This window comes from Bacillus sp. AY2-1 (assembly GCF_008368965.1).
GTDB classification, from domain to species: Bacteria; Bacillota; Bacilli; order Bacillales; family Bacillaceae_G; genus Bacillus_A; species Bacillus_A thuringiensis_S.
In genome coordinates this window covers 1-11,250 of sequence record NZ_QPEL01000184.1, presented here as the reverse complement: position 1 = coordinate 11,250, position 11,250 = coordinate 1, and the positions used below count along the sequence as shown (strand labels likewise).

The window sequence follows — 11,250 nt, the reverse complement described above, 5'->3', positions numbered from 1 at the left end:
AACAGAAAAAGAATATTATACAAAAATGCTACCAGATGAACTTATTGAATTACAAAATAAAAAACACTCATAATTTCGTAAAAACTACTTACAAATCCCACAGAAAAAATCCCTATAGCTTTTAAACTTAGAACGATAATATTAAAATAATTTAAGTCGGCAGAATGCTCCTTTTGGTATCTTTTCTTTATTTTTACAAGTACCTACTCAATTAATTCTTAAAAACATAATAGGAAACATTGTTTTATTTATCCTATTTTCATTCATGCTATATATAAAATTCGTTAATAAACCCACCTCAAATACTAGTTCCTTTTATAAGTCGTTTTTTTGATGTAGCTGATATTATTCTCAATACAATAGAATTAATTATTGGAACATATTTAGCAATATATATCAAAAAACAATAATAAGAAGATCCCTTCCACCTTAAGGTAGAAGGGATCTTCTTATTTCTATTTCAAACTACTCGCAATCTCCGTAAAGATAACCCCAAGTGCGTCAACAAGCGTTTTTTCACCAACTACCGCTCCTCTACCGAACGATCTTTCACCGATAGATTGTATGCCTTGAAGTGCTGCTTGCTACATTTCAGCGAACTCTTTCACTGTTAGCTCACGTTTTTCGCCTGCTGCATTTACGGGCAGCCCGTTAATACGGGATAAATGTTAAATCAACTCCTATTTAACATTTCAATTCAGATATACGACCGTAAAGAATACATCATCACGGTGTCAGCAAGCAAAAGTGTATTCTGCATTTCTGAAAACAGTAGATGGCAGATTATGCCCTACTGAATCTGCTAAGAAAGAATATACAAGAACATCCTTAACATCCTCTTTATTTCCACTAATGATGACATCAAGGAAATCTTCTACTTGAAATTCTGGAGTAAACAACACAATCTTAGTTGTTCTGTTTGGTTCTAAAGAAACAAAAGTACGAGAGATTTCAACTAATTCATTTTGAGTTGGGAAAAAAGTGTTTCGGCTTCTCTTAACAGTTACCGTTACATTACTAGTATGGCAGCGTGAATCATTGTTTAACATAATGTTGAGAGCAGTTGGAATAATCCCATTTTCAGAAACTGGAACTCGAAACACCCCAGTAGATTTATGAGCCATATAATCACATCCTTTCAAAATAAAATATATTTACAATATATTAGATGCAAAAAACGTACATTTTGATATGGACAAATTATATGATTAATATATCTATAATAACCCTCGGTATTACTAAGCTAATGTTTTAAAAGATTAACAAATAATTACCTCTGCAAATTTAGAAAATATCTACACTTTTTACAAACATTATTACAATTAGATAAACTAAAGCAATATCCTATTAACAAAGGGACTCCATAATTGGAGTCCCTTTGTTAATTAGCAATTAAAAATGATCAGCATGTGAGTATTGTATAATTTCTTCCTTTTTTAGAGCATGTTGTGTATCACCTGTATTGTTACTAAATGATAATGCTATCACTAATCCTAACGCCGCTAATACAAGCTTCTTCATTATTTTAACGCCCCTTTGCTTAGTAATTTTTGTTTCGCTTCGTAACATACATCGAAATAATCACTAACTTTTTCATGCTTATTCAATTTGCGGAAGCGAACCGCTAATACTTCTGCATATTCTTCTACGTAATCCCATAAATCCTGCTTTTCGAAGTAAGAAATACTTTTTTTCACTTCTTCTTCTAAGAGTTCAATTGCTTCATCTTCATTAAGAGAACGTAAAATATTGAAATGATATACATACTCCTCATTCCCTAATTCTATACAAACTGCTAATCCTTTTTCAATAAGTTCTTTTGCAATATTTGTTTCTCTTAGCTTATAGTGTTCACGTGCTTGTAAGAACAATGCTTTAAAATGAATCGGATTCTTCTCTGTCACTTCTGATAAATGACGAATCGCTAATGTAGATAAGTTTTGAGTTGCATATAATAATCCTAAATTATGCCTTACTACTAAAATCAATTTTTCTTCATTATGTTTTTGCAAAAGGTCAATGGAACGATTCAAATGTTCTTCCGCTTTTTCAAATTGCTTTAAGAATATACAAGCTGTCCCTAGTGTGTTTTCGCAAGAAGCAACTTTCACCTCATATCCAGCATGCCTTTCAAAGATTTCTTTCGCCTTATTTGCGTATTCAATAGATATTAGCATACTAGACATATGATGATTTAACACTGCATATTTTTGATAAAACTCTGCATGCTCTAGTTCGTCAGAAATATGTTCTAATAGGCTCTCAGCTTCTTCATATTGCCTTCTAGATTCATTATAGTTACTAAACATTAAAGCATGTTCTGCTTTAAAAGAATGATAGTAATAAGCTGTGAGTGTATCTGTCGATTCATCAATTGTATCAATTGCTTCAAAACTATCTTTTCCAATACTTACTCGATCAGTTAGCATTCTATATTTTAGGTCTAGTAAAGAATAATATAATAATAAATTTTGATTTTGATTTTCTTTTTCTTCTGCATGTTTAATCTGTTCAATTTTTTCATCTATTTCTTTCTTTAATTCAGTTGCTTTTATAATTTGCTGCGACAACATCATTTGATAAAAATCATTAAGCTGTTGCATAACTGCTTCATGCATTAAAATATTTGTGCTCATATCACTACGTCCTCCTCAACCACTTCTATTTACCTAAATATTACCATGATTCCGTAAATTATATAACAATTCGCCCCGCAATTATAAATTGATAAAAAAATAACAGAATATTCTAAATTAAAGAGGGATTGGCTGACACATGGTTACTGTATAAAAAATAAAAAACTTATGATATTTGATCTTATTTATGGTTCTGTTACAAAGTTTTCTAAGTTAATATAAACTCTAGAAAAAATGAATAAAGATCACCAAAAATGAGTTATCTTTAATCCGAACAATAATTATAATCGTTATAAAAATTCTCATTATTGTTAATAATAAAATATTTTGATATTCCATTTTTCCTAAAAGTGTACTATACTGTAAATTGCTGAGGGACATATTTTAGTATTTTATGGTAACTATTCAATTTGTTAGGTTGTTATTAGTATTATGGTAACGAAAACCTTATATTTCCCCTTGAAGATAAAGCGTTAGCAGCAATCACATCGAAATATCATAATAATAATTATGTTCTTAACAATATCAAGGAGTTTTAATTCAGAAAATTCTAATCATTAACTGATATAAAGTGCTAAATAAAATATTTAGACAATTGAAGTCCAACAATGATTAGAAGATATATATATTAGAAAAGGAATTTTGGGAGATCTTATCCTATATAACTAATACATATAGCTTTGTATCTTTAAATCAATAAATTTTTCGATAAGCTAGTTAATAGATTATTGAATTTAATCTTTTGATAGAGTTAAAAAAATCAACTTTATATTCTAATTTAAAAATTACTAGGTGGTGTCGGTAGTGTTTGAGTACCTTTTAGTTAAAGCTTTATTTACTCTATTTTCTTAATTAGCCTAATCGTGCTAATCAGTGTAATATGGACTAAAATAGAAAAAATTCTGGACGAGACTTTATTTAAAAACGTTTCTGAAAAAACCAGATATGTAGTAACTATGATAATTATTATGGTGGGAGAATTTGTTCTCATAGTCATTACTTCATTAAATTGGAAAGCTTCAATTATTGACACACTCTTTTTTGGTAGTATTATTTTGTTCTGCTGTATATGGCTAATACCTTATTTTGTTAATCAACAACAAAACGTCGCTAAAGTTATGGATAAGCATTTTAGTGGAGGGGTAGATTTAGGTGAAATTCAAGTTCATCGTGCGAAACTTTCTGCATTTAATTTAGGAAGTATTGTATTTTCTATAGTGGGAATCATTATACCTATTTGTTATTATTTTAAATACTTTTTATAACGGTTTATTGGTACTGTTGCAAATTTTTTTAAGATATAGTAATAGGTGAGATTACAGATATTTATGTAGAAACAACTTAGATGTATAAGACAATCCATTTGAGCGAAAACAGTAAAATACCCTACAAGTAAAAAATGATACTCATTTCCAAAATCTTAAACTTGGCTGCCGCTATTTCTTCCTGAGCTGATACATTAGTACGTTTAGCATCGTGAATCTCCCTGACCATCTTCTTCATAAGATTATCATCCCTTAGCTCTAACTTCTTTTCTATCTTTTTTTCCCGTTCCTTCATATCTTCCATTATTAATTTATTCCTTTTGAAGTACTTTTTATCAATTGAGAAATTTTCCAAAACACAATTAAACAACCTAAACTCCCTATTTATAGGAACTCACGTTGCTTCTTTTAAAACTATTATCTTAGTATTTATAAACATACATATCTTTACAGAGAAAACATCTAACGAAACTATATATCAATCAATTATATAAAAACCCCTCCACCTTAAGGCAGAGGGGATTTTCTCATTCCTATTTCAAACTACCCGCAATCTCCATAAAGATAACTCCAAGTGCATGTGCACCTGCATCTGGATAGCCTAAGCTTCTTTCACCAACTGTACCGGCGCGGCCCATGCGAGCTACGATTTCTTTCGTATACTCCGCTCCTTTAACTGCTGCTTCTGCTCCTTTTTCAAAAGCAGTTTTCATGTCTTCTTCGTTTGAAGCGCTATCTAACCAAGAATCTACACATGGAGCAAGCGCGTCAACAAGTGTTTTGTCACCAACTACCGCTCCTCTACCAAATGATCTTTCTCCGATAGATTGTATACCTTGAAGTGCTGCTTGCAACATTTCAGCGAATTCTTTCACTGTTAGCTCACGTTTTTCTCCTGCTGCTTTGCTAGCTGCGCGGAATGCACCACCCCAAATTGGACCAGATGCGCCGCCGCAATGTTCCATAATAATCATTGAACAACCGTCAAGGAATGACCCAATCGTTACGTTCTCTTGATCTACAATAGAATGCCACTCACGTTTTAATTGCTTAAATCCTTTTGCCACACTCATTCCGAAGTCGCCGTCACCTGCGTGTGTATCTAACTCACAGAACGGTACTTCGTTTTTAATAATAACGTCGCTCATTTTATCAACGAGATAAATCATGTTGTTTAATGTAATAACATTATCCTTAATAACAGCGTGCTCTTCCGCCGTTTCTATTTCAAAGGAAACTTCCTTCTCTTCTGTCTCTTCAAGCACATTCACGTACTCTACACTTTCAACTGGCCCATCTACTTTAAACGCTGGTGTATTACACTCTTTTGATAGTAATGTTTTTAACTCATCATCTAACTTCATCACTGTTAAAGACATGCCAGCCATATCGATACTTGTCATATAGTTACCGACGAATACTCTATTGATTTTAATGTTTCTAGCAGCTAATTCTCTCGTCACTGCGTTGTTAAATAAGTAAAGTTCTTGCAGTGGTGTTCCGCCAAAACCGTTAACTAGAAGTGCGATTTCCTCGCCATCTTTTACTCCTAAATCTTTTACAAGATCATTTGTCATACGGTTAGCTAGTTCATCTGCTGACAGCATTTTTTCACGCTTAATTCCTGGTTCGCCGTGAATACCTACGCCGTATTCCATTTCATCTTCCGCAAGTGTGAAAGTAGGTGATCCGCTCGCTGGAACTGTACAAGAAGTTAACGCTAAACCGATTGTGCGCACGTTAGCCGCTGCTTTTTCCGCTACAGCTTTCACCGCTCCTAAATCCATACCTTCTTCCGCTGCTGCGCCGGCAATTTTATGAACTAAAATAACTCCCGCAACGCCGCGGCGTCCTACTGTATATAGGCTATCTTCTACCGCAATATCATCATCCACTTTTACGTAGTCGACTTCAATTCCATCTTCCGTCGCTAAATGAGCTCCGTTTTTGAAATTCATAATATCGCCGCTGTAATTTTTAATAATTAATAACGTTCCTTTTTTACTAGCTGTCTCTTTAATCGCTTGATACACCTGAATTTGTGAAGGCGAAGCAAACACATCTCCGCACACCGCCGCATCTAACATCCCTTTTCCGACTAATCCTGCATGTGCCGGCTCATGACCACTACCGCCGCCACTAATTAACGTTACTTTATTTTCATTCATTTCTTTCTTCTTAATCACTTTATATTTTTTCAAAAGTTCAAGCTCTGGATGAGCCATAACCATTCCGTTACACATTTCCATTACTAATGTTTCTGGTTTGTTTATAATCTTTTTCATTGTAGTTCTCCCTCAATTCCTTTAATATATTGTGATATATTTGAAATCTTCTTCTTACTACTCATGTTAAAATGAAAGCGTTTTATAGTAAACGGACAAAATGGACAATCTGTCTAAAGACACCGCTCTCATTTATAGATAGGATTTTTATATTAATAACATTCTAGGGATGATTCAGATGACCTCTTCTATAATTTCTAAAAAGATAATCGCGAACTCATTGAAATATTTAATGGAAACAGAGTCGTTTCATAAAATATCAGTGAGCGATATTATGTTACACTGTCAAATGCGTAGGCAAACTTTTTATTATCATTTTAAAGATAAATTTGAACTATTAAGCTGGATTTATAGAGAAGAAACGAAGGAAAACATTATCGACTTTCTCGACTATGAAACATGGGAAAATATTTTCGATTTATTATTTGATTACTTTTACGAAAATCAAAAATTTTACCGAAATGCTTTTAAAGTCATTGAACAAAACTCGTTTAATCACTATTTATTTGAGCACACGAAAAACTTATATATGAAGATTATTGATGAACTATCCGTGAACTGTGGCTTAACTCTTTCTATTGAAACGAAAAATACGATTGCCTCCTTTTATAGTCACGGCTTCGTTGGAACGATAAAAGATTGGATTGAAAGCAAGTGCGAAGTAAATCCATCCATTATGTCTTCTCTCATGAAAAATATGATAAACAATCAATTACTACTATTACTGGAGCAGTCAGCAAAGTAATTAAAGGGTGGCAAAAGCAATGAAAAAGATTATGAATGATGTACAAAATATTGTTCAAGATATGATGCATGGCTTTTATTTTGAACATAACGACAAAGTAAATTACGACGAAACAAATAACATCATTTATGTAAAAGATATCCAAAAAATGAAGCAAGACGTCGCTATTATAAGCGGCGGTGGTAGCGGACATGAGCCTGCTGATATTGGCTATGTAGGAAAAGGAATGCTTACAGCGGCCGTAAACGGCAGCATTTTCACTCCGCCTACAGTAGAACAAATTATAATGGCAACTCGCCTTATGCCGAAAGATAAAAGTATTTTATTCATCATTAAAAACTTTAAAGATGACGTTGAAAACTTTCTAGCGGCAAAGCAAATTGCTAAAGAAGAAGGAAGAAAAATTGACCACATCATCGTAAATGACGACGTTTCAATTGAAGATGATGTTTCCTTTAATAAAAGAAGACGCGGCGTCGCTGGTACTGTTTTCATTCAAAAAATACTTGGTGCAGCCGCTCTTGAAGGACATTCTTTAGAAGAACTGACTGCACTCGGCCGTTCTATCACTGAAAACTTACACACATTAGGAGTCGCCCTTTCACCTGCCAACGATCCAGTGAAAGGACAAGCTTCATTCACATTAAACGAAGATGAAGTCTTTTACGGCGTCGGTATTCACGGTGAAAAAGGTTACCGCAAAGAATCGCTGTCCTCTTCTGAAATATTAGCGATTGAACTGATGAACAAACTAAAAAGCATTTATCGCTGGAGAAAAGGCGACAACTTCGCCATCCTTATTAACGGACTCGGTGCGACACCATTAATGGAACAATACATTTTCGCAAACGACATTCGCCGTTTGTGTGAACTTGAAGGATTGCAAGTTACATTCGTAAAGGTTGGTACGCTGTTGACTTCTTTAGATATGAAGGGTGTTTCGCTTAGTTTGCTTAAAGTAGAGGACTTGGATTGGGTGAAGTGGTTGAAGGCGGATGTTAGAGTGGGTAATTGGTAAGTAAAAATTATGATGATAAAAGCCTTTAACTATAACGTGTTAAAGGCTTTTTGCAAATTGAAATATCGTACAGGCGTTAACAAGAAATTCTTAATCACCTCACTGAATAATTACAGGTCTTCCAAATAAAGCTGGATAATAAATTAACATCGCACCTACAAATGAACACACTAAACAAAAAACAGCCTCGTATTTTATGACTAGAGAAGAATTCGTATCAAACTTTTTTTCATCTCTTTTACATATCATTTTAAATAAAACGCTATATAATAAATACCCAATAATCGCCCCGAGGGTGTTCGTAAATAAATCATCAATATCTGTAATTCTATTATTTAGTAATTGATTTAACTCAATTGCCAATGAAAAAAAGAATCCCGCGCATACGGTGTTTTTCATTTTTTTAAACTGCGGCCAAATAGTCGGCAATAAAAAACCTAATGGCATAAACAGTACGATGTTCAAAAGATACGTAGTACTACCCGCCGTATCAAATAGAGTCAAATTGATTTGATTTACACGAATCCACGTTTCATATCTACTTATATTCCATACAGTCGCAATCTGCGTCACCTTATACACTAGCGAAAGATAGAATAGAAAAATATATACCCATAGAAAATGCCGAATAGATATGTTTCTTTTCGCTTTAAAATAAAATCCAATTTGAAACATAATACAAAACATAATAGTAAAAAAATAAGTATATAAATAACTCATCAAAACTCCTGTATGCATGTGGAATCCCCTAACTTTACATTTTCATCTATTATTTTAGAACATAGTTCAAGAACTGGTACTTTGTTCATATATTTAATCTTCTACTTTGTCTTCGAATATAGGGAATATATTAAAAATATAAAATCCCCACTTCTTCATTTTCAGTCTCCTCCTTGATGTAACTTGTTTATAGGATAGGAAAAACTTTTAAAATAAAAAGTGGGGTAAATATAAAATTTTTCTTAAATCTTATGTTGGGTTTAATTATTGCTCTTCTTAATAATCCGCTATTCATTGTTAGGCAACAGTATGCTTAAACTTAGTTTTCACTCTATTCCTTCGCATCCCTCATACTGTAATACCCCAAATTAATAATAATCAAGAAATACCCACCCATAATTCCAGCTGCAAATGTCCACATGAATTCATGATGTTCAATTTCATACATAATAATCGCGCCAAGTATGGCCGCTGCGAACCGATTTATCATTCCGAGCATCGGTGCTTTTTCTTTTTTTACAATGCTATCTCCGAACTTTTCAATACGCCTTCCTAAAATCCAGGCGCAGTACATACTCACCAAAAGGCCAATGCTTATCCCGACAAACTGGGCTGAAAAAGGTGTCACGAGCCATCCCAATAACATTACGCCTAGCAAACAATACATTTGTATGTTGAATGATCTTAATGCCATACGAATCATGTTATTCTCCTTTACCTTTCTCATTGTAGTTCCGTATCATCAATCCAATCTTCCAAGCTTCAAGCTTTCAGCTATATCTTTTTTAAAATGAGGGAATTTGATTTTGCTCACCATTAAATAAGCGAGTACGCATGTACCAAACGCCACGGAAACTGGATTCTTTAAAAAACATAAAATAAGGAGACACATTGCCGCGAATGGAATCGGCATTCCGATAAATGTCGGGAGTTTGCTTTGCTGTGTGTTAAATCTCGCAAGCCGAAGCATTCCGCAAATACTATAAGCGAGCGCGCATATCATCCCGATAGACTGCAAATCTTTTAACGAGGCATTATATGCAAGAATAGATGGTGCCACACCAAAAGTAACTAAATCCGCAAATGAGTCCAACTCTCCACCAATTTCTGAAACAGAATCAAGTTTCCGAGCGACCATGCCATCAAACAAATCAAGGACCATACCTGTAATAATGAACATAACTGCACCGTACATATCGTCAACGAAAACAGCATGAATAGCCAAAAGCCCACACACAAAATTTGCTATCGTAATCATATTTGGTATGTAACTCATCACATGCTTCCCCTCCTTTCTACTAATTGCTTCATCTAAGTTCTTACTCATTACAATCAAGATCCTTCTGCTTTTCTTCCAATATTACTTTATTTATTTTCGTTAACGTCTCTGTCATTTGCTCTAGGGCATTTATATCGATTTTAGAAAAGTATTTCTCAATTAATACATCATCTAACTCAGACAACCGCTCTATATACTTACTACCGTTTGGACCAAGTGTAAGAAAATACTCCCTTTTATTATTAGGGTTTACTTGTTTTGAAATCATCTTCTGTTTCTCCAATTTCGATAAAACTTGGCTAACGGCACTTTTGGATACATTAAAGGTAGTCGCAATGTGATTTGCTGTCGTGTTTTCATTTAAATTAATATGAAATAGCATGCTCTCTTGCTGTCCTGTAAGACCGAACTCATCTTTTAACTCCTGAAATAGTAAAATGTAGAATTCATTATAAGCTCGGTTCATTTCATTAATTACTTCTTTATAAGTTCTAGTCATAGCGTTATTCCTCCATGCTTTTATTTCGTTTCGCTTTATAGTTAAGTTTACTTAACTTAACTATAGTATACCGTTATCTTCGTGTAAAGGGAAATATAACTCTACACTTTACTCACAATGATACAAAAAAGAAGACACTCTTCTAAAACAAGTTTAGTCGCTTCTGTCTCACTGCTTCCTTCATCCAAATACTCGGCAAATCGTTCTGAATAATCAAAAAGAAAATCAATTAAATTCCATATAGACCCATTACTGGTTAAAATGTTATAATGGAATTACCCTACATAGTTACTCATAGCCAGACTGAGGAACTAGCGTCTTATTAAGTAATGCGCATAACTAAAATAAAAAAGACACTTTACGGTGTCTTTTTTATTTATATTCATTGCAATTATCTCTTTTATAAACAGACTCTATCAAACAGTAAAGGAAACTAACAGATGGAACATCCTGTTGCAAGAGAACTACGTTTCATACGTGTATACCTCATCATTTTGATTATTGTCATCGCGTTTTGGGACCGGGAGAAAACTGTGGAAATTACTGATCACGGTAGCGATCCTATCTTAAATACCAGCAATATGACCCAAGTTGGTGAGTATACATTTGCATACAAAGACGAATCTAATCAAATTAAAATATTTAAGTTTAATCCAGATACAAATGAAATAAAGTGAAACTTTAATCAGCGGGGGTTTTGTTTATCCCCCACTGATTATTAGCCTTCACCAATCGGGCTTTTACGGGCAGCCCGCCCCCCCACCTAACTTCTTTGCTTTCGCTGAATTTTGAGGTGGGGGTCT

At 33.8% G+C, this 11,250-nt stretch carries 11 protein-coding genes and 3 pseudogenes; 5 read left to right on the top strand and 9 right to left on the bottom strand.

Annotated elements, in window-relative coordinates:
* A pseudogene (locus tag DN403_RS32240) lies at positions 1–73 on the top strand (XRE family transcriptional regulator); the annotation flags it as partial.
* A 661-nt stretch (positions 74–734) separates the two neighbouring features.
* Here DN403_RS32240 and DN403_RS27845 read toward each other — a convergent pair.
* The 3 genes from DN403_RS27845 to DN403_RS27840 form a co-directional block, all read right to left on the bottom strand.
* On the bottom strand, positions 735–1,124 hold the full coding sequence (locus DN403_RS27845; RefSeq protein ID WP_000940662.1) for a hypothetical protein: 390 nt from the start codon (positions 1,122–1,124) through the stop codon (positions 735–737).
* 268 nt (positions 1,125–1,392) lie between these two features.
* Entirely contained in the window at positions 1,393–1,521 is a 129-nt protein-coding gene (locus DN403_RS32010; protein WP_000737532.1) for a hypothetical protein, read from the bottom strand.
* Positions 1,521–2,636, bottom strand: a complete 1,116-nt coding sequence (locus DN403_RS27840) for a response regulator aspartate phosphatase (protein WP_000106151.1) — start codon at positions 2,634–2,636, stop codon at positions 1,521–1,523. The genes DN403_RS32010 and DN403_RS27840 overlap by 1 nt, the downstream gene beginning before the upstream one ends.
* 804 nt (positions 2,637–3,440) lie before the next feature.
* On the opposite strand from DN403_RS27840, the pseudogene DN403_RS32430 reads away from it, so the two are divergent.
* A pseudogene (locus tag DN403_RS32430) lies at positions 3,441–3,901 on the top strand (hypothetical protein).
* Positions 3,902–4,022: 121 nt separating this feature from the next.
* Here the strand turns inward: DN403_RS32430 and DN403_RS27830 are convergent.
* Positions 4,023–4,223 (bottom strand): annotated as a pseudogene (locus DN403_RS27830) (DUF3967 domain-containing protein); the annotation flags it as partial.
* A gap of 211 nt (positions 4,224–4,434) precedes the next feature.
* Entirely contained in the window at positions 4,435–6,186 is a 1,752-nt protein-coding gene (dhaK, locus tag DN403_RS27825) for a dihydroxyacetone kinase subunit DhaK (RefSeq protein WP_000720762.1), read from the bottom strand.
* Between the two features lie 178 nt (positions 6,187–6,364).
* On the opposite strand from dhaK, the gene dhaS reads away from it, so the two are divergent.
* Complete coding sequence (gene dhaS / locus DN403_RS27815) at positions 6,365–6,931, top strand: dihydroxyacetone kinase transcriptional activator DhaS (protein WP_000204218.1); 567 nt, start codon at positions 6,365–6,367, stop codon at positions 6,929–6,931.
* 19 nt (positions 6,932–6,950) lie between these two features.
* Complete coding sequence (gene dhaQ, locus DN403_RS27810; protein WP_016078008.1) at positions 6,951–7,949, top strand: DhaKLM operon coactivator DhaQ; 999 nt, start codon at positions 6,951–6,953, stop codon at positions 7,947–7,949.
* 99 nt (positions 7,950–8,048) lie between these two features.
* Here dhaQ and DN403_RS27805 read toward each other — a convergent pair whose 3' ends face one another.
* The 4 genes from DN403_RS27805 to DN403_RS27785 form a co-directional block, all read right to left on the bottom strand.
* Positions 8,049–8,687 (bottom strand): VanZ family protein, encoded by a 639-nt coding sequence (locus DN403_RS27805; protein ID WP_033668904.1) that lies wholly within the window; start codon positions 8,685–8,687, stop codon positions 8,049–8,051.
* Between the two features lie 313 nt (positions 8,688–9,000).
* Entirely contained in the window at positions 9,001–9,372 is a 372-nt protein-coding gene (locus tag DN403_RS27795) for an ATP synthase subunit I (protein WP_000620605.1), read from the bottom strand.
* 39 nt (positions 9,373–9,411) lie between these two features.
* Positions 9,412–9,996, bottom strand: coding sequence for a CDP-diacylglycerol--serine O-phosphatidyltransferase (gene pssA / locus DN403_RS27790; RefSeq protein WP_149185982.1), 585 nt, complete (start codon positions 9,994–9,996; stop codon positions 9,412–9,414).
* Positions 9,989–10,447: a MarR family winged helix-turn-helix transcriptional regulator gene (locus DN403_RS27785; protein WP_000198943.1), complete on the bottom strand. Its 459-nt coding sequence runs from the start codon at positions 10,445–10,447 to the stop codon at positions 9,989–9,991. The genes pssA and DN403_RS27785 overlap by 8 nt, the downstream gene beginning before the upstream one ends.
* 440 nt (positions 10,448–10,887) lie before the next feature.
* Between DN403_RS27785 and DN403_RS27780 the strand changes: the two genes are divergently transcribed.
* Positions 10,888–11,124 carry a YmzC family protein gene (locus tag DN403_RS27780; protein ID WP_106081511.1) on the top strand — a complete coding sequence of 79 codons (237 nt, stop codon included), beginning with the start codon at positions 10,888–10,890 and terminating at the stop codon, positions 11,122–11,124.
* Positions 11,125–11,250 lie beyond the last annotated feature (126 nt).

What these genes read in the sequence shown, in the direction of transcription:
- DN403_RS27845 (WP_000940662.1), bottom strand. Translation starts at nt 1,124, where the DNA reads ATGGCTCATAAATCTACTGGGGTGTTTCGAGTTCCAGTTTCTGAAAAT.
- DN403_RS27785 (WP_000198943.1), bottom strand. Translation starts at nt 10,447, where the DNA reads ATGACTAGAACTTATAAAGAAGTAATTAATGAAATGAACCGAGCTTAT.
- pssA (WP_149185982.1), bottom strand. Translation starts at nt 9,996, where the DNA reads ATGAGTAAGAACTTAGATGAAGCAATTAGTAGAAAGGAGGGGAAGCAT.
- DN403_RS27840 (WP_000106151.1), bottom strand. Translation starts at nt 2,636, where the DNA reads ATGAGCACAAATATTTTAATGCATGAAGCAGTTATGCAACAGCTTAAT.
- dhaS (WP_000204218.1), top strand. Translation starts at nt 6,365, where the DNA reads ATGACCTCTTCTATAATTTCTAAAAAGATAATCGCGAACTCATTGAAA.
- DN403_RS27780 (WP_106081511.1), top strand. Translation starts at nt 10,888, where the DNA reads ATGGAACATCCTGTTGCAAGAGAACTACGTTTCATACGTGTATACCTC.
- DN403_RS27805 (WP_033668904.1), bottom strand. Translation starts at nt 8,687, where the DNA reads ATGCATACAGGAGTTTTGATGAGTTATTTATATACTTATTTTTTTACT.
- DN403_RS32010 (WP_000737532.1), bottom strand. Translation starts at nt 1,521, where the DNA reads ATGAAGAAGCTTGTATTAGCGGCGTTAGGATTAGTGATAGCATTATCA.
- DN403_RS27795 (WP_000620605.1), bottom strand. Translation starts at nt 9,372, where the DNA reads ATGATTCGTATGGCATTAAGATCATTCAACATACAAATGTATTGTTTG.
- dhaQ (WP_016078008.1), top strand. Translation starts at nt 6,951, where the DNA reads ATGAAAAAGATTATGAATGATGTACAAAATATTGTTCAAGATATGATG.
- dhaK (WP_000720762.1), bottom strand. Translation starts at nt 6,186, where the DNA reads ATGAAAAAGATTATAAACAAACCAGAAACATTAGTAATGGAAATGTGT.